Below are 25,196 nucleotides of genomic sequence, written 5' to 3'. Positions count from 1 at the left end.
TGCCGCAGCCCGCAGCCGGTTGCCAGGTAGCGCTGATACCAGGATAAGGACACTCTGGTACCCCTCTGAGCGAGGCGGGATGCTGCATCCCGTGAGCGAAACCCCGATAGCCACCACCCTCCCGGATACCCCGTCCGCCACCGCCCGCCGGCGTCCGGCGGCCGCCCCGCTACTGACGCCCCTGGGCCTGCTGACCGTCCTGTTGGGCGCGGCCCTCCCGATGATCGACTTCTTCATCGTCAACGTCGCCCTGCCGACCATCGACCGCGATCTGCACGCCGACCCGGCGACGCTGGAGATGATCGTGGCCGGCTACGGCGTCGCCTACGCCACGCTGCTGGTGCTCGGCGGCCGGCTCGGCGACATGGTGGGCCGGCGCCGGCTGTTCCTGTGGGGGCTGGCGGCGTTCGGACTGACGTCGCTGGCCTGCGGGTTGGCCCCGGACGCCTGGACGCTGGTGGCCGCCCGGGTCGCCCAGGGAGCGGCCGCGGCACTGCTGCTGCCGCAGGTGCTGGCCACCATCCAGGCCGCCACGACCGGCAGCCGGCGCGCCAGGGCGGTCAGCCTGTACGGCGGCACGGCCGGGGTCTCCAGCGCCGTCGGCCAGGTGCTCGGCGGGCTGCTGGTCTCGGTGGACCTGGCGGGCAGCGGCTGGCGGGCGGTGTTCCTGGTGAACGTCCCGATCGCCGCCGTGGCCCTGCTGCTCGCGGCCCGTACGGTGCCCGAGAGCCGCTCGCCGCACCCCAGCTCGGTGGACATCCCCGGCACCGTGCTGCTCGCCGTCGCGATGGTCGCCCTGCTGCTGCCGCTGACCGAGGGCCGCGCCGCCGGCTGGCCCCTGTGGTCCTGGCTGCTGCTGGCGCTCTTCCCGTTCGCCGCCGGGGCGTTCCTGAGGGTGGAGCGCCGCGCGGAGCGCACCGGGCGCACGCCGTTGATCCCGCCCTCGCTCCTGCGCATCCCGTCCGTCCGCAGCGGCCTGACCATGATCGTGCCGTTCTCGGTGGGCTTCGGCGGCTTCATGTTCGTGATCGCGGTCGCCCTCCAAAGCGGGCTGCACTACGGGCCGTTGGCCGCCGGCATGTCCCTCTTCCCGCTCTGCCTCGCCTACTTCCTGGCGTCGCTGGCCGGCCCCCGTCTGGTGCACCGCTTCGGACGCAAGGTGATCATCACCGGCTCGCTGATCCAGGGGACCGGGCTCGTCGCCCTGGCCCTGACCGTGCACGCGGGCTGGCCCACCGTCCCGGTCGCGGCGCTCGCCCCGAGCATGACGGTGCTCGGCCTCGGCCAGGGCCTGGTGCTGCCGGTGCTGCTGCGGATCGTGCTGAGCGAACTCCCGGTCACCCAGGCCGGGGTGGGCGGCGGCGTCATGGTCACCACCCAGCAGTCGGGCCTGGCCCTGGGCGTGGCAACCCTCGGCACGCTCTTCCTCTCCCTGCTCCCCTCCGCCGGCATCCGCGACGGGTTCCTCGCCGCCCTGCTGACCCAGCTCGCCATCGTCGCGGGCACCACCCTCCTCGGCCTTCGACTCCCCCGCACCATGCGCTGACCTGCGGCGGGACGGGGCCCCTCACCCTCACGAATGACAAATATTGAAATCTGTCAGCCGTCATGCGAAGGTGGATACGGCGACGACGGGCGACCACACCCGCCGTCGCCCCTCCCCACCCCTTCCATCCCAGGAGCACGACGTGCAGACCCGCACCCTCGGCACCGCCGGCCCGCAGACCTCCGCCCTCGGCCTCGGCTGCATGGGCATGTCCGCCCTCTACGGCGACGCGGACCGCGCCGAATCCCTCGCCACGATCCACGCCGCCCTCGAAGCGGGCATCACCCTCCTCGACACCGGCGACTTCTACGGCATGGGCCACAACGAGCTGCTGATCAACGAGGCGCTCCGCACGGCCCCCGCCGCCGCCCGCGAAAAGGCCCTGCTCAGCGTGAAGTTCGGCGCCCTGCGCACCGTCGAGGGCGGCTTCACCGGCTACGACGGCCGCCCCGCCGCGGTGAAGAACTTCGCCGCGTACTCCCTCCAGCGGCTGGGCACCGACCACATCGACATCTACCGCATCGCCCGCGTCGACCCCGACGTCCCGATCGAGGAGACCGTCGGCGCCATCGCCGAGCTGGTCGAGGCCGGCCACGTCCGCCACATCGGCCTCTCCGAGGTCGGCGCGGACACCCTGCGCCGGGCCGCCGCCGTCGCCCCGATCTCCGACCTCCAGATCGAGTACTCCCTGCTCTCCCGCGGCATCGAGGACACGATCCTGCCCACCGCCCGCGAGCTGGGCATCGGCGTCACCGCCTACGGAGTGCTCTCCCGCGGCCTGATCAGCGGCCACTTCACCCGCGACCGCAAGCTGGCCGCCAACGACTTCCGCGGCATGTCCCCCCGCTTCCAGGGCGACAACCTCGACCGCAACCTCGACCTCGTCGACGCCCTCCGCAAGATCGCCGACGAGAAGGGGATCACGGTCGCCCAGACCGCGATCGCCTGGGTCCTCTCCCGCGGCACCGACATCGTCCCCCTCATCGGCGCCCGCCGCCGCGACCGCCTCACGGAGGCGCTCCGCGCCCTCGACGTCACCCTCACCCCCACCGACCTCACCGCCATCGAACGAGTCGTTCCCGCGGGGGCAGCGTCAGGTGCCCGCTACCCGGAGAGCCAGATGGCGCATCTCGACAGCGAGCGTTGAGGCTTCCCACGTTGGTGGCTTCCCCGCCGTGGCGCCTGCGGCTGGCTGGCTTCCCACGTTGGTGGCTTTCCCGCCGTGGCGCCTGGGGCTGGCTTGCTTCCCACGTGGTTGGCTTTCCCGCCGTGCGGATTGCTGTTGTTTGCGCCTTGCGGCGCGGGCGGTGCCGCTGCGCGGGACGCTGCCGCTGCGCGGGGCGGGCCGACTTGTCTGGTCCGCTGCGCGGGGCTGTTGGGTGCGGTGACGGTCCTCCGGGGTGGGGGTGCCAGACTGCTTCGCTTTACGTCTGGCACCCTCACCCCTCCGGCCCGTCCCCTCCCGTGGGGGGTGGGAAAAACGGGTGGGTGCCACGCCCGCCCGGTGGGCCAACTCGGGCCGCTGGGTCAACTCGACCCTCGGGATCAACTCGGGTCGCTGGGTCAACTCGGGCTGCTGGGTTGAGTGGTGACCGTCAACGGACGAGGACGCGTGCGGCTGCGTGGTGACCGCCAGAAGACGGGCGGCCCCAGCGACCCGGCGGCGACCGTACGAGGACGGGCTACCCCAGCCACACCAGGCAACGGCCGTCAGGGGACCACAAGGACCAGCCCCCACCCACAGAAAACCACCCCCCAACGGGAGGGGACGGGTCGGAGGGGGCGGTATGCCAGACGTAAAGCGAAGCAGTCTGGCATACCGCCCCCGGAGGCCCGTCACCGCACCCGACAGCCCCGCGCAGCGGACACAACGCCCGCGCCGCAAGGCGAAACAACAGCAACCCGCACGGCGGGAAAGCCAAGTACGTGGGGCGCAGCCAGCCGCAGGCTCACGGTACGGTCCGTACATAAGAAGAGCACCGCATTCGTGAAAGGCCACCGCTTCCCATGCCCCCCGAGACGTTGACGCCCGAGCGGATCCTCGAAGCCACCGAGGAGGTGCTGCGCCGCTACGGGCCGGCGAAGGCCACCGTCGTCGACGTCGCGCGGGCGCTGGGCGTGAGCCACGGCAGCGTGTACCGCCACTTCCGTACGAAGACGGCGCTGCGGGAGGCGGTCACGGCGCGTTGGCTGGACCGTACGAGCCGGGAGTTGGCGGCCATCGTCGAGGAGGACGGGCCCGCCGAGGAGCGGCTGGGCCGCTGGTTGGCGACGCTGTTCCAGGCCAAGCGGCACAAGGCCGGTGATGATCCCGAACTCTTCGCCACGTACATGGCGTTGATCGGGGAGAGCGGTGGCGTCGTCGACCGGCACGTCAGTGATCTTGAGGGGCAACTGGCCGCGATCATCGAGGCGGGCGTCACGGAGGGCGCCTTCCGCGCCGACCCGCCGGCCACCACCGCGCACGCCGTCTTCGCCGCCACCGGCCGGTTCCACGACCCCTGTTACGCCGAGGAGTGGTCCCGTCCGGAGATCACCACGGACTTCGAGGTGGTGCGGGACCTGGTACTCCGCGGCCTGCGGCAGCAGTAGTTCAGAACGGCGGCCGCCCCGGTACGCGAACGCCGGCCGGCTCCCGAATTCCTCGGGAACCGGCCGGCGTTCACATTGCCCTAGGAGACGGCCCGGGCCACGGCCCAACGACCGTGACCCGCACCACCGTCGGCGACCACCCCGCCGTCAGGCGGACTCGGCGGCCACCCCGCCGTCAGGCGGCTCAGCAACCCAGCAGTCGCGAGCCCAGGTAGGACTGGATCTGGTCCAGGCCGACCCGCTCCTGCTTCATCGTGTCGCGCTCGCGCACCGTGACCGCGTTGTCGTCGAGGGTGTCGAAGTCGACGGTGACGCAGAACGGGGTGCCGATCTCGTCCTGGCGACGGTAGCGGCGGCCGATGGCGCCGGCGTCGTCGAACTCGATGTTCCAGAACTTGCGGAGGTCCGTCGCCAGCCCCTTGGCCTTCGGGGAGAGCTGCGGGTTGCGGGAGAGCGGGAGGACCGCGACCTTCACCGGCGACAGGCGCGGGTCGAGGCGCAGCACCGTGCGCTTCTCCAACTTGCCCTTGGCGTTGGGCGCCTCGTCCTCGGTGTAGGCGTCGAGCATGAAGGCGAGCATGGTGCGGCCGACACCGGCCGCCGGCTCGATGACGAACGGGGTGTAGCGCTCGCCGGCCTCCTGGTCGAAGTAGGAGAGGTCCTGGCCGGACGCCTTGGCGTGCGAGGAGAGGTCGTAGTCGGTGCGGTTGGCGACGCCCTCCAGCTCGCCCCACTCCGAGCCGCCGAACTGGAAGCGGTACTCGATGTCAGCGGTGCGCTTGGAGTAGTGGGAGAGCTTCTCCTTGGGGTGCTCGTACCAGCGGACGTTCTCCTCGCGGAGACCGAGGTCGCGGTACCAGTTCCAGCGCTGCTCCATCCAGTACTCGTGCCACTGCTCGTCCTCGCCCGGCTTGACGAAGAACTCCATCTCCATCTGCTCGAACTCGCGGGTGCGGAAGATGAAGTTGCCCGGCGTGATCTCGTTCCGGAACGACTTGCCCATCTGGGCGATGCCGAACGGCGGCTTCTTCCGGGAGGTCTGCTGGACCTGCGCGAAGTTGGTGAAGATGCCCTGGGCGGTCTCGGGGCGCAGGTACGCGACGGAGGCGGTGTCCTGCGAGGGGCCGAGGTGGGTGGAGAGCAGACCGGAGAACTGCTTGGGCTCGGTGAAGCCGCCCTTGTTGCCGCAGTGCGGGCAGTTGACGTCGGCGAGGCCGTTCTCGGGGAGGCGGCCGTGCTTCGCCTCGTACGCCTCCTCCAGGTGGTCGGCGCGGAAGCGCTTGTGGCAGGAGGTGCACTCGGTGAGCGGGTCGGTGAAGGTGGCGACGTGGCCGGACGCCTGCCACACCTCGGGGGCCAGGATCACCGAGGAGTCGAGGCCGACGACGTCCTCGCGGGAGGTGACCATGGCGCGCCACCACTGGCGCTTGATGTTCTCCTTGAGCTCGACGCCGAGGGGACCGTAGTCCCAGGCAGCGCGGGAGCCGCCGTAGATCTCGCTGCAGGGGTAGACGAAGCCACGGCGCTTGCTCAGGCTGACGATGGTATCGATCTTGTCGGCGGCCACGGTGCTCTCTTCAGTACGACGTCGGACGGTGGACAGGGGCGCGGTGCGCCTCGACGAAGGGTGCTGCTCAGGGATCGCGCGAGCGAATAGTTCAGGGTAGCGGCGGGCGTACCCCCCGGACCAAATCGATAACGGATCGCTTCCGGCCGGTTCTGTTCGGCCTGTGACCTGGCACGCACTTTGTTGACAATCATTTCCATGTTTGTTGAAAATGGCATTCATGAACGTGCGCCCTCGAATATCCACCGCGGCCGTCGCCGGAGCAGCGGTCCTCGGTCTCGTGACCCTCTCCGCCTGCTCCCCCACCGCCTCCGGGCGCTCCGACGACGGCAAGCTGAAGGTGACGGCGTCGTTCTATCCGCTGCAGTTCCTCGCGGAGCAGATCGGCGGCTCCCACGTGGAGGTGTCCAACCTCACCAAGCCGGGCGTGGAGCCGCACGACCTGACGCTGACCGCCAAGCAGACCGCGCAGCTCGACGAGTCCGGCGCGATCGTCTACCTCAAGGGGCTCCAGCCCGCCGTGGACGACTCGGTCAAGCAGTCCGGGGTCAAGCACATCGCCGACGCGGCGGAGCTGACCAGCATGGAGGCGCACGGCACCGAGGTCGACGGGCACCACCACACCACCGGCGACAACAGCTCGCACTCGGAGGCCGAGCCCGGCCAGGACCCGCACGTCTGGCTGGACCCGGTGAAGTTCGCCGAGGTCGCCAAGGGCGTCAACAAGACGTTCGGGCAGGCCGATCCGAAGAACAAGGCCGCCTACCAGAAGAACACCGATGAGCTGGTGAAGAAGCTGGACGCGCTGAACACCGAGTTCAAGGACGGCCTGAAGAACCGGGCCTCGGACACCTTCATCACCACGCACGCGGCCTTCGGCTACCTCGCCGAGCGCTACGGCCTGGTCGAGGAGGCGATCAGCGGCCTGGACCCGGAGTCCGAGCCCAGCGCCAACCGGATCAAGGAACTGCACACCCTGGCGCAGTCCCACCACGTCTCCACGGTCTTCTTCGAGACGCTGGCCAACCCGGCCACCGCCAAGACCCTCGCCGGCGACCTGCACCTGAAGACCGATGTGCTGGACCCGCTGGAGGGCATCACCGACAAGTCCCGCGGCAAGGACTACTTCTCCGTGCAACGCGCCAACCTCGCCGCGCTCCAGAAGGCGCTCGGCACCAAGTGACCCGCCCCGCGCACCCCGTGCCCACCCGGCACACCCCGCCCGCCACGACGCACCGCACGACGGAGGTCAGCAGATGAAGGACACCGGCCAGGCCGTCATAGCGGCGACGGCCGAGGAGTCGTCGGACCCGCAGCCGTCGACGGTCATCGAGCTGCGCGGCGCGAGAGCGTCGCTGGGCTCCCGCCCGGTGCTGCGCGGCGTCGACCTGACCGTGCGGGCCGGCGAGGTCGTCGCGCTGCTCGGCGCCAACGGGTCCGGGAAGTCCACCGCGGTCCGCTCGGTCATCGGGCAGGTCCCGCTGACCGGCGGTGAACTGGCGCTCTTCGGCACGCCGTTCCGCCGCTTCCGCAACTGGGCGCGGATCGGCTACGTGCCGCAGCGCACCACGGCGGCCGGCGGGGTGCCGGCGACCGTCCGCGAGGTGGTCACCGCCGGCCGGCTGGCCCGCACCAGGCTGGGTCTGCTGCGCAAGGCGGACCGGGCGGCGGTGCACCGCGCGTTGGAACTGGTCGGGATGGCCGACCGGATCAAGGACTCCGTCAACGCACTGTCGGGAGGTCAGCACCAACGGGTGCTGATCGCCCGGGCGCTGGCGGGTGAACCCGATCTGCTGATCATGGACGAGCCGATGGCCGGCGTGGATCTGGCGAGCCAGGAGGTGCTGGCCGCCGCGCTGCGCGAGCAGGTCGCCCGCGGCGCCACGGTCCTGCTCGTCCTGCACGAACTGGGGCCGCTGGAGCCGCTGATCGACCGCGCGGTGGTGCTGCGGGACGGCTGCGTCGTCCACGACGGCCCGCCGCCGGAGGCCGTCGGCCAGCACGCCCTGCCCGGCCACGACCATGTCCACCCGCACGCCGACGCGTCGGCCGAACCGCTCCGAACGGGGCTGCTGAGCTGATGGAAATCCTCAACTACGCCTTCATGCAACGGGCGTTGATCGCCGCCCTGATCGTCGGGATCACCGCCCCCGCCATCGGCATCTACCTCGTCCAGCGCCGCCAGGCCCTGATGGGCGACGGCATCGGCCATGTCGCGCTGACCGGCGTCGGCCTCGGCTTCCTGCTCAACACCAGCCCGATCTGGATGGCCACCGTGGTCGCCGTGGTCGGCTCGGTGGTGATGGAACTGATCCGCTGGTACGGCAAGACCCGCGGCGATCTGGCGCTGGCCATGCTGTTCTACGGCGGCATGGCGGGCGGCGTGATGCTGATGAACCTCTCCGACGCGGGCTCCAGCGCCAACTTGGGGACCTACCTCTTCGGTTCGATCACCACCGTCTCGCCCCAGGACATGATCACGATCTATGTGCTGGCCGCCCTGGTGCTGGCGATCACGCTCGGGCTGCGTCGCCAGCTCTTCGCGGTCTGCCAGGACGAGGAGTTCGCCCGGGTCACCGGCCTGCCGGTGCGGCTGCTGAACCTGCTGATCGCGGTGACCGCCGCGGTCACCGTCACGGTCGCCATGCGGGTCGTCGGCCTGCTGCTGGTCAGCGCGCTGATGGTGATCCCGGTCGCGGCCGCCCAGCAGCTCAGCCGCAGCTTCGCGGCGACCTTCGCCACCGCGGTCGGGATCGGCGTGGTGGTGACGCTGACCGGCACCACCGCCTCGTACTACGTCGACGTGCCGTCCGGCGCGACCATCGTGCTCTTCGCCATCGTGCTGTTCGTGGGCTTCACGGCGCTGGCCACCCCGCTGGCCAGAAAGCGCGCGCGGGCCGGCACGACGGACGGTAAGGGGTGCACCCTGGAGGTATCGGGCGGCAGCACCCCCGTCGAGGACGACGTCCGGGTGTGACGGGCGGCGCGGGCACCGCGGTGTGGGACGAGCCCGGCTAAGGAATCCAGCGGGATGCGGAGGAGGGAGCGGTAAGCACCGCACCTGGCTCCCGGTCATCACCTGGCACAATGGCCACACGCATGCGCGGGAGAAGTCCTGACGTCCTAGGGAGGCAACGGTGGCGACGAGCGCGGGTTCTCCGGTCCGCGGCCGGTCGACGCGGCAGCGCACCGCGGTTTCGGCCGCACTCGACGAGGTCAACGAGTTCCGCAGCGCGCAGGAGCTTCACGACATGCTCAAGCACCGGGGCGACTCGGTCGGGTTGACCACCGTCTACCGGACGCTGCAGTCCCTCGCCGACGCCGGCGAGGTGGACGTGCTGCGCACCAGCGACGGCGAGGCCGTCTACCGCCGGTGCAGCAGCGACGACCATCACCACCACCTGGTGTGCCGCGGCTGCGGCAAGGCCGTCGAGGTCGAGGGCCCGGCGGTGGAGAAGTGGGCGGACCAGATCGCGGCCGAGCACGGCTTCCGCGATGTGGCGCACACCGTCGAGATCTTCGGCACCTGTGGGGAGTGCGCCGCCAAGAAGGACGCGGCGAACGGCTAGGGCGCCTGACGACGTACAACGGGCCGCCTCCCCACACCGGGGAGGCGGCCCGTTCGCCGTGGTGCAAGCGGCCTTTAGGTGGCCGTCTCGCCCGACTCCAGCGGCGCCGCACCGAACCGGCGGTCGCGCTTGGCGTACTCCAGGCACGCCTCCCACAGGTTCCGGCGATCGAAATCCGGCCAAAGGATGTCCTGGAACACCATCTCCGCGTAAGCGCTCTGCCAGATCAGGTAGTTCGAGGTGCGCTGCTCACCGGACGGCCGGACGAACAGGTCCACATCGGGCATGTCCGGGTAGTACATGTACTTCGCCACGGTCTTCTCGTTGACCTTGGACGGGTCCAGCTTCCCGGCCCGCACGTCCGCCGCGATGGCCGCCGCGGCGTCCGCGATCTCCGCCCGACCGCCGTAATTCACGCAGAAGTACAGCGTCATGGCGTCGTTGTTCTTGGTCTGCTCCTGGGCGACCTGGAGTTCCTGAACGACGGACTTCCACAGCTTCGGCATCCGGCCGACCCAGCGGATACGGATACCCAGCGCATCCATTTCGTCCCGGCGCCGGCGGATGACGTCCCGGTTGAAATTCATCAGGAAGCGGACCTCGTCCGGCGATCGCTTCCAGTTCTCGGTGGAGAAGGCGTAGAGCGAGAGGTTCTTCACGCCCATTTCGATGCAGCCCTTGAGAACGTCCATCACGACGCCCTCACCAACCTTGTGGCCCTCGGTGCGCGGCAGTCCGCGCTCCTTGGCCCACCGCCCATTGCCGTCCATCACGACCGCGACGTGGTTCGGCACCAGCTCGCCGGGGATCTTCGGCGGACGCGCACCTGACGGGTGCGGCTCGGGCGTCTGGTATTCACGTCGGTTGCGCCCCAGAATCCCGCGTACTGCCATGCGCCCCACGTCTCCTATGCAATATCGATGGACGGTGTTGTCGGTTGTTCCGGCGGGTGCCGTGCCATTGCGGCCGGACGGGCGGCCCCGGACCGGGCCCGTCCCCCCGCTATTTCTCCACGTAGCGGAGGGACCGCAGACCGCGCTCCAAGTGCCAGTGCAGATACGCCGCGACAAGGCCGCTGCCCTCCCGGACGTGCCGCGCCTCACAGGCGTCCGCGGTCTCCCAGTCGCCGGTCAGCAGCGCGCCCAGGAGCCCGATGGCCTCAGAGGAGGGTACGACGCTTCCGGGCACCCGGCAGTCACCGCACACCACCCCGCCCGACGCCACCGAGAAGAACCGGTTCGGACCGGGCATTCCGCACCGCGCACAGGAGTCGAAACTCGGCGCATAACCGTTCACCGCCAGCGAGCGCAGCAGGAACGCGTCCAGCACCAGGTGCGGGGCGTGCGCCCCGTTGGCCAGCGTCCGCAACCCGCCGACCAGCAGCAGATACTGCTGGACGGCCGGCTCGCCCTCGTGGTCGGTGAACCGTTCCGCGGTCTCCAACATGGCCGTGCCGGCCGTGTAACGGGCGTAGTCGGTGACGATCGCGCCACCGTACGCGGCGATCGTCTCGCTCTGCGTGCACAGCGGCAGCCCGCGCCCGATCAGCTCCCCGCCGCGCGCGAAGAACTGCACGTCCACGTGGGAGAACGGCTCCAACCGGGCGCCGAACTTCGACTTCGTCCGCCGCACGCCCCGCGCCACCGCCCGCACCCGGCCGTTGCCGCGGGTGAGCAGGGTGATGATCCGGTCCGCCTCACCCAGCTTCTGGGTGCGCAGCACGATGCCGTCGTCGCGGAACAGAGTCATACGGCCATTCTCGCGCACCACCGGCCCCGCCCGTCCCGCGGCCCGGGCGCGGGACGTTCACCAGGCCCGCTCCCCGCGGCTGCGGGCGTTGGCGTACGCGGTGTCCGCCCGTAGCCGCTCGGCGACGGTGGCGCACCGGATCACCTCGGGGGCGCAGTCCCACTCCCGCCCGCCCCCGACCGGCCGCAGCCGGAGGCCGGCCCCCGACCGCCCCACGACCTGCCCGAGCCGCCCGCCTTGGACGTCCACGACGTACGCGCCGAACGCCGGGACCACCACCGCCGCCCTCACCGCTCCCCCGCCACCTTGGCCAGCACCTCGGCCAGGCGACGGGCGGTGTCGCTATTGCAGCGCCCCAATTCCACCAGGGGCGGCATGGTGCGGTGCGCGTACGAAACCGGGTCGAGGCCGAGCGACGGCAAAATGATGCCAGCCCGGGCCAAAGCCTCGCGCAATTCCGTGAGCGCGCTTTCCACTTCGGTCAGTTCTTTCCCCATCGTCACCGCTTTCCGCGTCGAGTCTTTTTCACCGTTCGCAGCGAAAGCGTGCCGGCGCGGGGCTAGCCTGGGCAAGCAGGCGAGCGCTGCAACTGCCGGGCAGGGAAAGGAAGTTAACCATGGCCAACGCCTCACGCCAGGTACTCTGGGAGTACTGGGGAGCGGAACTCAAACGCCACCGGGAGAACGCCGGCCTGACACAGGACATGTTAGGAGAGAAGGTCTTCGTATCCGGCGGCTATATCGGCCAGTTCGAGCAGGCGATCCGCCGCCCGCAACTCGATGTGGCGATCCGCATCGACCAGGTTCTACAAACCGACGGTTTTTTCGAGCGCACGTGGCGCAAGCTGATTGATGATCAGCGGTATGCGGATTACTTCGCGCGGGTCGTGGAGCTGGAGGCGCAGGCGACCTCCATCTGCGAGTTCGCGCCCACGGTCATTCCTGGCTTGCTGCAGACTCCCGCGTACGCGCGAGCCGTCACCGTCACCGCCAACCCGTTCGTCAGCGACAACTACGTTGAAGAGCGGGTGTCGGCCCGGATAGAGCGAGCAGACATCTTCAACCGTGAGACCCCACCCGAGTATTGGGCGGTCCTGCACGAGAACACGATCCGCACGGCGGTTGGCGGACCAGCCACCATGGCCGATCAGCTAGAGCACACCGCAAAGCTCATGCGGGACCGGACAGGCATGGTGACGGTGATCCCGTATTCGGTGGGCGCGTACCCGTCGATGGGCGGCATGCTCACGCTCATGGAGTTCGCAGACGCCCCACCAACTGCCTATACAGAGACGTCGTTTGCCGGGATGCTGCTGGACGACCCGGCGGTGGTGAAGCGCGTCCAACGCGCCTACGATCTGATTAGGCTCGCTGCGTTGCCGCCCGCAGCATCCTTGGCACTGATCGAGTCGGCGGCGGAGGGCTTCCGACGATGCGCGAGTACGACTTGAGCACAGCCGAATGGTTCAAGAGCAGCTACAGCAACGGTGAAGGCGGCAGCTGCGTCGAGGTCGCCCGCTGGCGTAAAAGCAGTCACAGCAACGGCGACGGCGGAAATTGCATCGAGGTCTCCGACGACCTCCCCGGCCTCGTCCCCGTCCGTGACAGTAAGGACCCGCACGGTCCGGCACTGGTCTTCCCGGCCGATGGCTGGACTTCGTTCATCGGTGCGCTCAACGGCGGCCGATTCACGACAGCCTGACCGTATTTCACCCGCAACACCCCCGCGGCCCCGCCGTCCATTCCGGACGACGGGGCCACATCACGTTACTGAGAGGTCATCAACGGCTAACGTGACCTTCGGTACTTCTCCGTCCCCGCACGTCAAGGACCCCTCACGGCGTGTCTAGCGGCAGGTAGCATCCGGTGAGGTTCGGCGGCACGGCAGCCGTGGCGACCGAGACATCCCCGTAAGCCCCCGAACGAGGATCTCGATGACATCCATACCGCAGGCGCTGTTGTGGTGCCTTGGCGCAGGAACGGCCGCCGCCGTGGTGCTGGCGGCGCTGCTGCTCCGCGTACACAAGGAGCGCGCCGGGCTCAGGACCCGACTGAGCGCCGCCGAGGAACACAGCAGCGCCACGCTGCACAACAACACGGAGTTGACCGCCAGACTCCGGGCCACCGAGGTGGAGATCCGGCACCTGGCCGAGGCTCGGCTGCCCGATCTGACGCTGGCGTTGGCGCATCCGCACGTGCCGGTGCGCGGACTTTCGGACAAACGATTCGCCGGGTCGGAGACCGACAAGGCGCTGGGCGCCGTGCTGGAGCAGGTCCGGGAGGCGATCACCAAGGAGCGCACCCGGGTCGACGCGGCGGCGCAGTCCACGCTGCGCGGCGCGACCACCACCATCCAGGCGCTGCTGTACCAGGTGCAGACCGCGCTGCAGACGATGCAGCACAAGTACGACGACCCGCAGATCGCCCAGGACCTGTTGGACGCGGACTTCCTCAACGAGCAGGCGCTGCGCCGCGTGCAGGCCACCGGCGTGGTCTGTGGCGCCTGGCCGGGCCTGACCCGCGAGGACTCCTACCTCTCGGAGCTGGTGGTCGGCGCCTCGTCGCGGCTGCGCGGCTACGAGCGGGTGCAGATCAGCAACCAACTCCGGGACCCGATCGCGGTGGTGGCGCGCGCCGTCGAGCCGATCGCCATCACCGTCACCGAGCTGCTGGCGAACGCGCTGCACCACTCGCACCGCGAACTGCCGGTCACCGTCACGCTCCAGCAGGGCAACCGCGGCGCGTCGGTGATCATCGACGACTACGGCGTCGGCATGCACGACGACGAGCTCAAGCACGCGATGGAGCTGCTGGCCAGCAACGACGACCTGCTGCTGACGCAGCTCGGCGACCCGCCGCGGTCCGGATTCGCCGCTGCCGGCCAGTTGGTGCGGCAGTACGGGTTCGGGGTGCACGTGGAGCCGTCGCCGTACGGAGGGGTCCGAGCCGTGGTCTACATACCGGGCGATCCGCTGCTGACCGTCCTCGACGAGGGCGCGCGTCCGATGTCGGTGATGGCGCCGATGCCGCACCGCGCGCCGGGCGGTCCGCGGGACCGGGTGTCGGCGCCGTCCGCGATGCCGACCGGTGCGGGCGCGCCGGCCACGCCCGCGGGGGCCACGCCGCTCGCGCAGCCCGCGCCGGTGGCCCAGCAGCCCGCTGAGCCCGCCCAGCCGGCCCCGCCGGTGGCCGAGCAGCCGGCCGCGCAGCCGCTGCCGTCCGGGCCCGAGCAGGCCGAGCAGCCGCGCGCCGAGGGCGAGTTGCCGCGTCGGCGCCGGCGCCGGCCGCAGTCCGAGCAGCCCGAGGAGCGTTCGGACACCCTCAACCTGCGTTCCCCGGAGGAGACCGGGTCCCGCTGGGCGGCGCTCCAGCGCGGCACCGAGTCCGGCCGGGCGGCCGCGTCCCAACCCGAGCCCGCACAGGCAGACTTCCCGCAGTCGCACGACTACCAGCAGTCGTCAGACTTCCCGCAGTCCGACTACCCGCGCAGTCCCGAAGGGAACGCCCAGTCATGAACAGCCCCACCCGTCGCCGTGTCACCGAGGACAAGTCCTGGGTGCTGGCTCCCCTGTTGGAGCTGCCGCATGTCGTCCACGCCGCCGTCATCTCCGGCGACGGCTTCATCGAGGGGGCCTCGCCGGGCCTGTCGCGGGAGGCCGCGGAGGGCGTCGCGGCGATGATGTCGGCGCTCCAGGGGGCCGGGCGCGCGGTGACCGCGGCGTTCGCCGAGAAGGACGACGCGCGGCTGCGGCAGACGGTGATCGAGTCCGAGGAAGGTTTCGTTTTCGCGATCCCGGCGGGGGAGAACACCTGCCTGGCCGTTTTCGCCGATCCGGAGGTGAACATGGGCGTCGTCGCGCACCACATGCAGATCCAGGTGACGACCCTGGGCAAGAAGGTCATGAACAGCCCGGCTCGGGACCTCGGTAGCCCGGCATGACACCGCGCCAGAGCAGCGGACGACGTCTCGTACCGGCCTATCTGGCGACCGGCGGACGCGCTCGTCCGAGCCGCAACACGTTGGACCGGCTGACCGTGCTGGTCGGCGTGGACATGCCGATCACCAGTGAGGTACGCCCCGAAGAGCACCGGATTCTGGAGCTTCTCCAGCCCGGCGCGCTGACTCTGGCCGAGGTGGCCGCCCACCTTCACCTGCCCGTGAGCGTGGTGAAGGTGCTGGTGGCCGACCTCGTCGACGCCGGGCGCCTGCACGCCCGCGTCCCCATACCCGAAGCCGAGCAATTCGACCGACAGATCCTGGAGAGGGTTCTCGATGGACTCCGCTCTCTCAAGTCCTAGCGCCGGCGCCGGGACCGACCGCATGTACCTCTCCGGCACGGACCAGACGCTGGTGAAGCTGTTGGTCGCCGGTCCGTTCGGGGTCGGCAAGACCACCCTGATCCGCGCGCTCTCGGAGACCCCGCCGCTGCACACCGAAGAGGTGATGACGCAGTCCGGCGCGCTGGTCGACGACCTCGCCGGCGTGCGGGAGAAGACCACCACCACCGTCGCCATCGACTTCGGGCGGCTGACGCTGCCCGGGGACCTCGTGCTGTACCTGTTCGGCACGCCCGGGCAGAAGCGGTTCCGCCCGCTGTGGCAGGACATCGCCCGCGGTGCGCTGGGGGCCCTGGTCCTCGCCGACACCCGCCGGCTGGCGGACTCGTTCGAGGTGATGGACATCATCGAGGAGGCCGGGCTGCGCTACGCGGTCGCGGTCAACACCTTCCCCGACGCCCCGCAGTACGACGTGGACAGCCTCCGCGACGCGCTCGACCTGCACCCCGACACCCCGTTGGTGCTGTGCGACGCCCGCGACCGGGACCAATCCGTAGACGCACTCATCGAGTTGGTCCGCCACGTCCTGGCCCACACGCCCGAGGAGACCCCGAACCCGTGACTTCCCCGCACCAGCCGGGCGCCGCCCAGCCGCCGTCCCGCCCCGGGCAGGGCTTTTCGCCATCGGAGGCCGCGGCGCCCCCGCCGGGCTGCCCGGCACACGGGATGCCACCGCAGGCCCCGGCCCAACCGGACCCGTACGCGCCGGTGAAGCTGTACGGGCCGGAGTTCGCCGCCGACCCGCACAGCGTCTACGCGCGGCTGCGGCAGTTCGGGGCGGTGGCGCCGGTGGAGATCGCACCCGAGGTGCCCGCGCTGCTGGTGACCGACTACCGGGCGGCGCTGGAGCTGCTCAACGACGACGCGACCTGGTCCAAGGACTCCCGGGCCTGGATGCAGACCGTCCCGGCGGACTCGCCGGTCATGCCGATGCTGCACTGGCGGCCGAACGTCTTCTACGCCGACGGCCCGGCGCACGTCCGCTACCGCGACGTCATCGTCGACAGCTTCAAGCTCGTCGAACCGCACGAGCTGCGGGCCCGGGTGCACCACGCCGCGGACACCCTGATCCGGCGCTTCGGCGACCGCGGCGAGGCGGACCTGATCGCGGAGTACGCGCGGCTGATCCCGCTTCTGATGTTCAACTCCCTCTTCGGGCTGCCCGATTCCTACAGCGACCGGCTGATCGCGGCCATCGCGGGGATGCTGGAGGGCAATTCGCCGGAGGAGGCGAACGCCGCCAACGAGGCGTACACGCAGTACATCATGGAGCTGGTCGGCGCGAAGAAGGCCGAGCGCGGACCGGACCTCACCTCGTGGTTCATGGACCATCCCAACGGCCTGAGCGACGAGGAACTGATCCACCAAATCATCCTCGTGATGGGCGCCGGCAACGAGCCGCTGGCCAACCTGATCGGCAACGCGCTCGCCCGGATGCTCTCCGACGACCGTTACTACAACACCGTCTCCGGTGGCGCACTGACCGTGCACGACGCCATCAACGAGGTGCTGTGGAACGACCCGCCGCTGACCAACTACTCCGCGCACTTCCCGGTCCGGGACGTCTTCTTCCACGGCACCTGGGTGCGCGCCGGCCAGTTGGTGATGGTCTCCTACGCGGCGGCCAACAGCCAGTTCGACACCACGGCCACGCACGGGCCGGGGTCGGGCAGCGGATCCCACCTGTCCTGGGCGGCCGGTCCGCACGCCTGCCCGGTCAAGCGGCATGCGCTGCTGATCGCGGTCACCGCGATCGAGCGGCTCACCGCCTGGCTCTCGGACATCGAACTCGTCGGCACCCCGGACGAGTTGACGTGGCGCAACGGGGCCTTCCACCGGGCCCTGGCCGCCCTCCCGGCCCGTTTCACCCCCATCACCCCGGATCAGGCAGGAGCCACGCCATGGCACAACAGCGAGAGCAGAGCTTCGTCATCGACCCCGCCGGAACCGACATCCACGGCGAAGGAGAACGCCTCCGCGCGCTAGGCCCGGCCGCCCGGATCGAGCTTCCCGGCGGCATCAGAGCCTGGGGCGTCACCGGTCACGCCCTGCTCAAACAACTCCTCACCGACGACCGGGTCTCCAAGAACCCGCGCGACCACTGGCCGGAGTGGCAGCGCGAGGAGATCCGCGGCAGTTGGCTCCAGTCGTGGATAGGCGTGACGAACATGTTCACCGCCTACGGAGCCGACCACCGCCGGCTGCGGAAGCTGATCGCCCCGGCGTTCACCGCGCGCCGCACCGACGCCATGCTGCCCCGGGTGGAGCGGATCACCGAGGACCTGTTGGACGGGTTGGCGGCGCGCCCCGCCGGCGAGGTCGTGGACCTGCGGCAGTCCTTCAACCTCCCGCTGCCGATGCAGGTGATCTGCGAGCTGTTCGGCTACCCCGAGGGCGAGCCGCGGGCCGAACTCGCCCGCGTCATCGCCGAGATCATGGACACCACGGCCACGCCGGAGCAGGCCACCGCGACCTGGGTGGCGGTCAACAAGCTGCTCGGCTCCCTGGTGGCCGCCAAGCGCGCCGAGCCCGCCGAGGACCTGACCAGCTCGCTGGTCGCGGCCCGCGACGACGAGGGCCAGGCGATGACCGAGCAGGAGCTCCTCGACACCCTGCTGCTGGTCATCGGCGCCGGCCACGAGACCACCGTCGACCTGCTGGGCAACGCGGTGTACGCGCTGCTGACCCACCCCGACCAACTGAAGCTGGTGCGCGACGGCGAGGCGTCCTGGAACGACGTCATCGAGGAGACGCTGCGCTGGACGCCGTCCATCGCGAGCCTGCCGCTGCGGTTCGCGGTCGAGGACATCGAGCTGCCGCACGGCGAGGTGATCCGCAAGGGCGAGGCGATCCTGGCGATGTACGCGGCGGCCGGCCGGGACGCCGCGCAACACGGTGCCGACGCCGACGCGTTCGACCTGACCCGCACCGACCAGGAGCACCTGGCGTTCGGCCACGGGGTGCACCACTGCATCGGTGCCCCGCTGGCCCGCCTGGAGGCCCGCACCGCCCTCCCGGCCCTCTTCGCGCGCTTCCCGGACATGCAACTGGCCGTCCCCGCCGAGGAGTTGACCCCGGCGGGCGGCTTCATCGCGGGCGGGCTGGCGAGCCTGCCGGTGCGGTTGAGGCCGTGAGGCGCCCCTGATCGGGCCCGCCCTACAGGGCGGTTGTAGTCCGCCCGGTGCCCGTTGAACCGTTGACGCCCCGCGTCGCCCCGGCTCGTAGCCGGCGGCGGCGCGGGGCGTCAACGGTTCAACGGGCCCGTAGGCGGGCGTCTCCCGCTCAGCCGGGATACCGCGGCGTCCGCGCCGCCGCGGCCACCAGGCGGTCCACGTCCCGCGGGCGGAGCGTGAGCGCATCGCCGGCGGTGCTCAGCACCTCGCGCTCGGCGGGGCTGCACGGGCCGTCGGCGAGCGCGATCCGGGCGCCCTGGAGGAGCAGCGACTCCCGCCCGGCGGGGGCGAGATGGGGCGCCAGCGGCTCCAGCGCCTCGTGGAGCTCTATGGCCAGCGCGGTGCCGCAGGGGTCGAGCCCGCGGTGTGCGCAGTGGCCGCCGGTGACCGCCTCGTAGGTGCCGGTCATCCGGCCGGTGTCGGCGGCGAGCGCGGCGAGCAGGGTCAGCAGGTGGTCCTCGGTGCAGTCGGCGGAGCCGGCCGCGCGGACCGTGGCGACCGCGGCGTCCCGGGCCGTGCGGGAGGCCGTGCCGCCGGCCGCCAACAGCGCCAGAGTCAGGGTGTGGACGGCGTCCCGGAGCATCGCCGAGAGCCGTACGGTGGTCGGGTGGTCGAGCGCGTCCAGCCCGAAGTGGCCCTGGCAGGCGACGCATTCGAGGATCGGGCCGGCGGCGCCGCGGCCGAGGACGGGGACGCCGAGGACGAGCAGGCGGCGCCGGCCGGTGCGGCGGAGGTAGTTGCGGTCGCCGCCGCAGTCGGGACAGAAGAACTCACCGTCGGCAACGGTCCGCCACGAGGTGCGCACCCCCACCACACATACGTTGCGCATCACGTCAGCCCTCCGCCATGCCGCGGCCTCTTTGCCGTTCGTTACGTGATGTTAGCCACATCGGTGATGCGGCGTCAGCACCCCGTATCGGACAACGGCCGGACAGCTGGCCGGAATACCGGCGCGGATGCGAACGCGAGGTGTACGCGATGGGTACGGGAGGCCGGGCACGCGGGACGGCCCCGCCGCTCCGGGCGGGAGCGGCGGGGCCGGGTGAAGAGAGGCGACGCGAAGTGGCTTAGCGCGCCGCGCGGTTGACGGCCGAGACCACGGCCTTCAGGGAGGCGCGGGTGGTGTTGGCGTCGATGCCGATGCCCCACAGCACCTTGCCGTCGATGGCGCACTCGATGTACGAGGCGGCCTGCGCGGAGGCGCCCTCGCTCATGGTGTGCTCCTGGTAGTCCAGCAGGCGGGCGTCGATGCCCAGGCCCTGGAGCGCGTGGAAGAACGCGGAGATCGGACCGTTGCCCGACCCCACCAGCACGGTCTCCACGCCGTCCATCTCGGCCTCGACGGTGAGGGTGTCCACGCCGTCCTTGTCGGTGGTGGTCTGGCCGGCCTTGAGCTGGATGCGGCCCCACGGGTTCAGCGGGTTGGGCAGGTACTCGTCCTGGAAGGTGTCCCAGATGTCCTTCGGGGTGACCTCGCCGCCCTGGGCGTCGGTCTTCTCCTGGATGATCCGGGAGAACTCGATCTGCATCCGGCGCGGCAGGTCCAGTTTGTGGTCGTTCTTCAGGACGTAGGCGATACCGCCCTTGCCGGACTGCGAGTTGACCCGGATGACCGCCTCGTAGGAGCGGCCGACGTCCTTGGGGTCGATCGGCAGGTACGGCACCGCCCACTCGATGTCGTCGACGGTCTTGCCCTGGGCGGCCGCGTCGGCCTCCATCGCGTCGAACCCCTTCTTGATGGCGTCCTGGTGGGAGCCGGAGAAGGCGGTGTAGACCAGGTCGCCCGCGTAGGGGTGGCGCGGGTGGACCTCCATCTGGTTGCAGTACTCGCTGGTGCGACGGATCTCGTCGATCTGCGAGAAGTCGATCTGCGGGTCGACGCCCTGGGAGAAGAGGTTCATGCCCAGGGTGACCAGGTCGACGTTGCCGGTGCGCTCGCCCTGCCCGAACAGGCAGCCCTCGACGCGGTCCGCCCCGGCCATCACGGCCAGCTCGGCCGCGGCCACCGCCGTACCGCGGTCATTGTGCGGATGCGTCGACAGACACACGAACTCCCGCCGGCTCAGATTCCGACTCATCCACTCGAACCGGTCGGCGTGCGTGCTGGGCGTCGAACGCTCCACGGTGGCCGGCAGGTTGAGGATGATCTCGCGGCCCTCCTCGGGCTGCCAGACGTCCATCACGCCCTCGCAGACCTCCAGCGCGAAGTCCAGCTCGGTGTCGGTGAAGATCTCCGGGCTGTACTGGTAGCCGAAGACGGTCTCGTCACCCAGCAGCTTCTCGGCGTACTCCACCACCAGCCGGGTGCCGTCCACCGCGATCTGCTTGACCTGCTCCTTCGAGCCGCGGAAGACGACCCGGCGGAAGGTGGGGGCGGTGGCGTTGTAGAGGTGCACGGTGGCCCGGGGCGCCCCGCGCAGCGACTCCACGGTCCGCTCGATCAGCTCTTCCCTGGCCTGCGTCAGCACGGAGATCGTCACGTCCTCCGGGATGGCGCCGTCCTCGATGATCGACCGCACGAACGCGAAGTCGGTCTCGCCGGACGACGGGAAACCGACCTCGATCTCCTTGTAGCCCATGCGTACCAGCAGGTCGAACATCTCGCGCTTGCGGGCCGGCGACATCGGGTCGATCAGCGCCTGGTTGCCGTCGCGCAGATCGGTGGAGAGCCAACGGGGCGCCTTGGTGATCCGCTGCTCCGGCCAGCTGCGGTCGGCCAGTTGCACGGCCTCGAACGGGCGGTACTTGTGGACCGGCATGCCGGAAGGGGCCTGCGTGTGGGTGGCGTTGGTGATCGGGGTGCGGCGGCCGACGGGCTGCGACATTGCGTAGGGCTCCTCGGGGAGATCCATTGGACGGCCGACGGTCGAACGCAGCACCAGATCCCGCGGGGAGGGGGTCGGCCTACGACTACAGGCCCTCGCCGCGGCAGCTAAGGAGAAGCAGCCCGAAACGCATGATGCACAGCACGTTAGCGGAGGCGCGGGGGAACCGCAGTCGCGTATCAGTATGCGGGACCGCCGGGACACAGCGGCGAAAATGCGACCAACCACACGTTTTCGGGAACTTCGGCCGCTGCCAGTGACAGACGCATTACGCAATGCCACCGTTTTCCTATGAAGGAATCCGTGACCCAGCAGCGCACCGCACTGGCCCCCGCCTCGCCCGTCTTCTGCTCGATCATCCCGCCGCACATCCTCGGCAAGCTGTCCGAGTCCGACGACCCGGCCCACCACGAGCCCGCCCGCCGCACCCTGGAGCACGACGCCCTCCACCGCACCCGGCGCAACGACCTGACCGCCCAACTCATCGCCCCGGGCGAGGCCCGGGCCGACGCCGACAAGCCCAACCGCACCATCTACGACGCCGGTCACCAGCAGAACCTCCCCGGCACCAAGGTCCACGCCGAGACCGACGGCCCCGCCAAGGACGCCTCCGTCAACCGCGCACAGGCCGGCCTCGGCGCGACCTTCGAGTTCTACCTCAAGGCGTACGGCCGCAAGTCCATCGACGGCGCCGGCCTCCCGCTCGACGCCACCGTCCACTACGGCGAGAAGTACGACAACGCCTTCTGGGACGGCCAGCGGATGGTCTTCGGCGACGGCGACGGCACCCTCTTCAAGGACTTCACCATCCCCGTCGACGTCATCGGCCACGAACTCACCCACGGCGTCACGCAGTACACCGCCGCCCTCGACTACCAGGGTCAGTCCGGCGCCCTCAACGAGTCCCTCTCCGACGTCTTCGGCTCCCTCATCAAGCAGTACGCCCTCAAACAGACCGCCGACCAGGCCGACTGGCTGATCGGCGCCGACCTGCTCGCCGCCGGCGTGCACGGCAAGGCCCTGCGCTCCATGAAGGCCCCCGGCACCGCCTACGACGACCCGCACCTGGGCAAGGACCCGCAGCCCGCCACGATGGCCGGCTACGTCCAGACCGCCGACGACAACGGCGGCGTCCACCTCAACTCCGGCATCCCCAACCACGCCTTCTACCTCGTCGCCAGCGCGCTGGGCGGCAAGGCGTGGGAGCGCGCCGGCCAGATCTGGTACGACGTCCTCACCGGCGGCCACCTGGCCAAGAACGCCCAGTTCGCCGACTTCGCCAACCTCACCGTCCAGGCCGCGCAGACCCGTTACGGCGGCTCGGGCGCGGAGCACGAGGCCGTGGTCAAGGCATGGTCGACGGTGGGCGTCACCGGTAAGTAACCCCTCCGGGGGGGGCGGGGGTGACACACGACTACTCCCGCCCCAACGGGTAGGACTCCCCCATGCACATCCACATCCGCCGCAGTGGCGGCTTCGCCGCCATCGAGCGACGCGCCGAGGTCGACACGACCGACCGCCCCGACGCCACCGAATGGCACGCCCTCGCCGACCAGGCGATGGCCACCGCGCACGCCACGCCCCCGACCGGCGTCCCCGACGGCTTCCGCTACGCCCTCACCGTCGACGGCAAGACGGCGTACTGCGCGGATCCCGATCTCACCGAGGCGCAGCGCGAGTTGGTCACTCGCCTGCTGAAGGAAGGCGCGTAGCGCCCTTCCACGTTCGTGGCTTCACGCCCACGTTGTTGGCTTTCCCGCCGTGCGGGGTGCTGTTGTTTTTTGCGCCTGCGGCGCGGGCGTTGATCCGCTGCGCGGGGCTGTCGGCTGCGGTGACGGGCCTCCGGGGGCGGCATGCCAGACTGCTTCGCTCTACGTCTGGCATACCGCCCCCTCCGACCCGTCACCTCCCGTGGGAGGGTGGTTTTCCCTGGGTGGGGGCTGATCCTTGTGGTCCCCTGACGGCCGTTGCCTGGTGTGGCTGGGGCCGCCCGTCCGCTGACGGTCACCACTCAACCCAGCGGCCCGAGTTGGCCCACCGGGCGGACGTGGCACCCACCGTTTTCACCCACCCCCCACGGGAGGGGACGGGCCGGAGGGGCAGGGTGTTCGGACGTAAAGCGAAGCAGTCCGAACACCCTGCCCCGGAGGCCCGTCACCGCACCCCAAAAGCCCCGCGCAGCGGACAACAAGCCCGCGCCGCAAGGCGCAAACAACAACACCCCTCACGGCGGGAAACCCAACAACGTGGGAAGCCTAAAAACCCAGCTTGCGAAGCTGCTTAGGGTCCCGCTGCCAGTCCTTGGCGACCTTCACGTGAAGGTCGAGGAAGACCGGCGTCCCGAGCAACGCCTCAATGTGCTTGCGGGACTTCGTGCCGACCTCCTTCAACCGCTTGCCCTTGGGGCCGATGATGATCCCCTTCTGGCTGGGGCGCTCGATGTAGACGTTGGCGTGGATGTCCAGCAGCGGCTTGTCGGCGGGGCGGTCGTCGCGGGGCAGCATCTCCTCGACGACGACGGCGATCGAGTGCGGCAGCTCGTCGCGGACGCCCTCCAGCGCCGCCTCGCGGATCAGCTCGGCGACCATCACCTGCTCCGGCTCGTCGGTCAGGTCGCCCTCCGGGTAGAGGGCCGGGCCCTCGGGGAGCAGCGGGACGAGGAGGTCGGCGAGGAGCGAGACCTGCTTGTCGCCGACGGCCGACACCGGAATGATCTCGGCCCACTCGATGCCGAGTTCCTTGCCGAGCTGGTCGATGGCGAGGAGCTGGGTGGCCAACGCCTTGGAGTCGACCAGGTCGGTCTTGGTGACGATGGCGACCTTGGGCGTCTTCTTGATGTCGGCCAGCTCGGTGGCGATGTAGCGGTCGCCGGGGCCGATCTTCTGGTCGGCCGGGAGGCAGAAGCCGATCACGTCGACCTCGGACCAGGTCGTGCGGACCACGTCGTTGAGCCGCTCGCCGAGCAGCGTGCGCGGCTTGTGCAGACCCGGGGTGTCGACCAGCACGAGCTGGGCGTCGGGGCGGTGCACGATGCCGCGGACGGTGTGGCGGGTGGTCTGCGGGCGGTTGGAGGTGATCGCCACCTTCGTCCCGACGAGAGCGTTCGTCAGGGTGGACTTGCCCGCGTTGGGGCGGCCGACGAAGCAGGCGAAGCCGGCGCGGTGCGGGGCGGTGGACTCGGTACGAACGCTCATGGCGCCCATTCTCCCCGATCCCCGCGGTCGCTCCGACCATCCGCCGCTCCGTCCGACGGGGGAGCCGGGGCGGGGCACGTCGGTACGGCGCCCCGCCCGGGGTGCGGTCAGGCCGACGGGGCGGCCGGGGTGCTGGCGCGCAGGGTGCCGTCGGGGGCGGCGACCAGGACCGGGGTGTCCGGACCGCCGAGGTCGCGGACGGCCGCCCGGTCGGCGTCGGCGGCCTGCTCGGCGTCGGTGACGACGGCCGCGGCCTCCAGGGACGTGGCGCCGCTGGCGACGGCCATCGCGACTGCCGTCTGGAGCGCGCTGAGCTTGAGGGAGTCCAGCGCGACGGTGCCGGCGACGTAGGTGCGGCCGGTCTCGTCGCGGACGGCGGCACCCTCCGGGACGCCGTTACGGGCCCGCGCCGAACGCGCGAGCGTGATGATCTTGCGGTCTTCGGGATCCAGCGGTGCGGAGTCGGTCATGCGCCCCAGCGTATGCGCTGCGCTTGGCTGGCTTCCCACGTAGTTGGCTGTCCCGCCGTGCGGGGTGCTGTTGTTTTTTGCGCCTGCGGCGCGGGCGTTGATCCGCTGCGCGGGGCTGTCGGCTGCGGTGACGGGCCTCCGGGGGCGGTATGCCAGACTGCTTCGCTTTACGTC

At 70.4% G+C, this 25,196-nt stretch carries 26 protein-coding genes; 17 read left to right on the top strand and 9 right to left on the bottom strand.

Annotated features, from left to right (window positions below):
- Positions 1–79: 79 nt before the first annotated feature.
- From ACFVFQ_RS34155 to ACFVFQ_RS34145, 3 genes are all read left to right on the top strand, one after another.
- On the top strand, positions 80–1,546 hold the full coding sequence (locus tag ACFVFQ_RS34155) for an MFS transporter (RefSeq protein WP_383423660.1): 1,467 nt from the start codon (positions 80–82) through the stop codon (positions 1,544–1,546).
- Positions 1,547–1,688: 142 nt separating this feature from the next.
- Complete coding sequence (locus ACFVFQ_RS34150) at positions 1,689–2,693, top strand: aldo/keto reductase (RefSeq protein WP_383423658.1); 1,005 nt, start codon at positions 1,689–1,691, stop codon at positions 2,691–2,693.
- 860 nt (positions 2,694–3,553) lie between these two features.
- Positions 3,554–4,138: a TetR family transcriptional regulator gene (locus tag ACFVFQ_RS34145; protein ID WP_383423656.1), complete on the top strand. Its 585-nt coding sequence runs from the start codon at positions 3,554–3,556 to the stop codon at positions 4,136–4,138.
- Between the two features lie 184 nt (positions 4,139–4,322).
- Here the strand turns inward: ACFVFQ_RS34145 and ACFVFQ_RS34140 are convergent, their stop codons facing one another.
- A complete protein-coding gene (locus ACFVFQ_RS34140) occupies positions 4,323–5,705 on the bottom strand; it encodes a glycine--tRNA ligase (protein WP_383423654.1) in 1,383 nt (460 codons plus the stop codon).
- A gap of 220 nt (positions 5,706–5,925) precedes the next feature.
- Between ACFVFQ_RS34140 and ACFVFQ_RS34135 the strand changes: the two genes are divergently transcribed.
- From ACFVFQ_RS34135 to ACFVFQ_RS34120, 4 genes are all read left to right on the top strand, one after another.
- Entirely contained in the window at positions 5,926–6,888 is a 963-nt protein-coding gene (locus ACFVFQ_RS34135; protein WP_383423652.1) for a metal ABC transporter substrate-binding protein, read from the top strand.
- 73 nt (positions 6,889–6,961) lie between these two features.
- A complete protein-coding gene (locus ACFVFQ_RS34130) occupies positions 6,962–7,786 on the top strand; it encodes a metal ABC transporter ATP-binding protein (protein WP_383423650.1) in 825 nt (274 codons plus the stop codon).
- Positions 7,786–8,682 (top strand): metal ABC transporter permease, encoded by an 897-nt coding sequence (locus ACFVFQ_RS34125; RefSeq protein WP_383423648.1) that lies wholly within the window; start codon positions 7,786–7,788, stop codon positions 8,680–8,682. Before ACFVFQ_RS34130 ends, ACFVFQ_RS34125 begins: the two co-directional genes overlap by 1 nt.
- A gap of 160 nt (positions 8,683–8,842) precedes the next feature.
- On the top strand, positions 8,843–9,274 hold the full coding sequence (locus ACFVFQ_RS34120) for a Fur family transcriptional regulator (RefSeq protein WP_383423646.1): 432 nt from the start codon (positions 8,843–8,845) through the stop codon (positions 9,272–9,274).
- Between the two features lie 74 nt (positions 9,275–9,348).
- Here the strand turns inward: ACFVFQ_RS34120 and ACFVFQ_RS34115 are convergent, their stop codons facing one another.
- The 4 genes from ACFVFQ_RS34115 to ACFVFQ_RS34100 form a co-directional block, all read right to left on the bottom strand.
- Positions 9,349–10,167 carry an isoprenyl transferase gene (locus ACFVFQ_RS34115; protein ID WP_383423645.1) on the bottom strand — a complete coding sequence of 273 codons (819 nt, stop codon included), beginning with the start codon at positions 10,165–10,167 and terminating at the stop codon, positions 9,349–9,351.
- A 109-nt stretch (positions 10,168–10,276) separates the two neighbouring features.
- Positions 10,277–11,023 carry a DNA repair protein RecO gene (gene recO, locus ACFVFQ_RS34110; RefSeq protein WP_383423643.1) on the bottom strand — a complete coding sequence of 249 codons (747 nt, stop codon included), beginning with the start codon at positions 11,021–11,023 and terminating at the stop codon, positions 10,277–10,279.
- 57 nt (positions 11,024–11,080) lie between these two features.
- A complete protein-coding gene (locus ACFVFQ_RS34105) occupies positions 11,081–11,314 on the bottom strand; it encodes a hypothetical protein (protein ID WP_383423641.1) in 234 nt (77 codons plus the stop codon).
- Positions 11,311–11,520 (bottom strand): hypothetical protein, encoded by a 210-nt coding sequence (locus tag ACFVFQ_RS34100; RefSeq protein ID WP_383423639.1) that lies wholly within the window; start codon positions 11,518–11,520, stop codon positions 11,311–11,313. Before ACFVFQ_RS34100 ends, ACFVFQ_RS34105 begins: the two co-directional genes overlap by 4 nt.
- Before the next feature lie 119 nt (positions 11,521–11,639).
- Here ACFVFQ_RS34100 and ACFVFQ_RS34095 point away from each other — a divergent pair, with 119 nt between their 5' ends.
- The 8 genes from ACFVFQ_RS34095 to ACFVFQ_RS34060 all read left to right on the top strand — a co-directional run bounded on the left by ACFVFQ_RS34095 (position 11,640) and on the right by ACFVFQ_RS34060 (position 18,494).
- Positions 11,640–12,473 (top strand): helix-turn-helix domain-containing protein, encoded by an 834-nt coding sequence (locus ACFVFQ_RS34095; protein ID WP_383423637.1) that lies wholly within the window; start codon positions 11,640–11,642, stop codon positions 12,471–12,473.
- Positions 12,455–12,724 (top strand): DUF397 domain-containing protein, encoded by a 270-nt coding sequence (locus ACFVFQ_RS34090; protein ID WP_383423634.1) that lies wholly within the window; start codon positions 12,455–12,457, stop codon positions 12,722–12,724. Before ACFVFQ_RS34095 ends, ACFVFQ_RS34090 begins: the two co-directional genes overlap by 19 nt.
- Before the next feature lie 232 nt (positions 12,725–12,956).
- Positions 12,957–14,537: an ATP-binding protein gene (locus tag ACFVFQ_RS34085; RefSeq protein ID WP_383423632.1), complete on the top strand. Its 1,581-nt coding sequence runs from the start codon at positions 12,957–12,959 to the stop codon at positions 14,535–14,537.
- A complete protein-coding gene (locus ACFVFQ_RS34080; RefSeq protein WP_383423629.1) occupies positions 14,534–14,962 on the top strand; it encodes a roadblock/LC7 domain-containing protein in 429 nt (142 codons plus the stop codon). The genes ACFVFQ_RS34085 and ACFVFQ_RS34080 overlap by 4 nt, the downstream gene beginning before the upstream one ends.
- A complete protein-coding gene (locus ACFVFQ_RS34075) occupies positions 14,959–15,321 on the top strand; it encodes a DUF742 domain-containing protein (RefSeq protein ID WP_383423626.1) in 363 nt (120 codons plus the stop codon). The genes ACFVFQ_RS34080 and ACFVFQ_RS34075 overlap by 4 nt, the downstream gene beginning before the upstream one ends.
- A 22-nt stretch (positions 15,322–15,343) precedes the next feature.
- Positions 15,344–15,922, top strand: coding sequence for an ATP/GTP-binding protein (locus ACFVFQ_RS34070; protein ID WP_383423624.1), 579 nt, complete (start codon positions 15,344–15,346; stop codon positions 15,920–15,922).
- Entirely contained in the window at positions 15,919–17,346 is a 1,428-nt protein-coding gene (locus tag ACFVFQ_RS34065) for a cytochrome P450 (protein WP_383423622.1), read from the top strand. The genes ACFVFQ_RS34070 and ACFVFQ_RS34065 overlap by 4 nt, the downstream gene beginning before the upstream one ends.
- Entirely contained in the window at positions 17,262–18,494 is a 1,233-nt protein-coding gene (locus ACFVFQ_RS34060; protein ID WP_383423620.1) for a cytochrome P450, read from the top strand. The genes ACFVFQ_RS34065 and ACFVFQ_RS34060 overlap by 85 nt, the downstream gene beginning before the upstream one ends.
- 148 nt (positions 18,495–18,642) lie before the next feature.
- Here the strand turns inward: ACFVFQ_RS34060 and ACFVFQ_RS34055 are convergent, their stop codons facing one another.
- The gene (locus ACFVFQ_RS34055) at positions 18,643–19,362 is read right to left on the bottom strand and encodes a TerB family tellurite resistance protein (RefSeq protein ID WP_383423618.1); all 720 of its coding nucleotides are present in this window, start codon (positions 19,360–19,362) and stop codon (positions 18,643–18,645) included.
- Between the two features lie 238 nt (positions 19,363–19,600).
- Positions 19,601–21,358 (bottom strand): 2-isopropylmalate synthase, encoded by a 1,758-nt coding sequence (leuA, locus tag ACFVFQ_RS34050; RefSeq protein ID WP_383423616.1) that lies wholly within the window; start codon positions 21,356–21,358, stop codon positions 19,601–19,603.
- Between the two features lie 291 nt (positions 21,359–21,649).
- On the opposite strand from leuA, the gene ACFVFQ_RS34045 reads away from it, so the two are divergent.
- Together ACFVFQ_RS34045 and ACFVFQ_RS34040 are read left to right on the top strand one after the other, a co-directional pair.
- On the top strand, positions 21,650–22,741 hold the full coding sequence (locus ACFVFQ_RS34045; protein ID WP_383423614.1) for a M4 family metallopeptidase: 1,092 nt from the start codon (positions 21,650–21,652) through the stop codon (positions 22,739–22,741).
- Between the two features lie 62 nt (positions 22,742–22,803).
- A complete protein-coding gene (locus ACFVFQ_RS34040; RefSeq protein ID WP_383423612.1) occupies positions 22,804–23,070 on the top strand; it encodes a protealysin inhibitor emfourin in 267 nt (88 codons plus the stop codon).
- A gap of 543 nt (positions 23,071–23,613) precedes the next feature.
- Here the strand turns inward: ACFVFQ_RS34040 and era are convergent.
- Both era and ACFVFQ_RS34030 read right to left on the bottom strand, forming a co-directional pair.
- Positions 23,614–24,561 (bottom strand): GTPase Era, encoded by a 948-nt coding sequence (gene era / locus ACFVFQ_RS34035; protein ID WP_383423610.1) that lies wholly within the window; start codon positions 24,559–24,561, stop codon positions 23,614–23,616.
- A gap of 98 nt (positions 24,562–24,659) precedes the next feature.
- Positions 24,660–25,022 carry a cytidine deaminase gene (locus ACFVFQ_RS34030; RefSeq protein ID WP_383423608.1) on the bottom strand — a complete coding sequence of 121 codons (363 nt, stop codon included), beginning with the start codon at positions 25,020–25,022 and terminating at the stop codon, positions 24,660–24,662.
- Between the last annotated feature and the right edge of the window lie 174 nt (positions 25,023–25,196).

The sequence above is a fragment of the Streptomyces sp. NPDC057743 genome (genome assembly GCF_042798755.1).
Classification (GTDB): Bacteria; Actinomycetota; Actinomycetes; order Streptomycetales; family Streptomycetaceae; genus Streptomyces.
The sequence above is the reverse complement of the archived record's forward strand: the minus strand, read 5'-3'. Positions and strand labels throughout refer to the sequence as shown.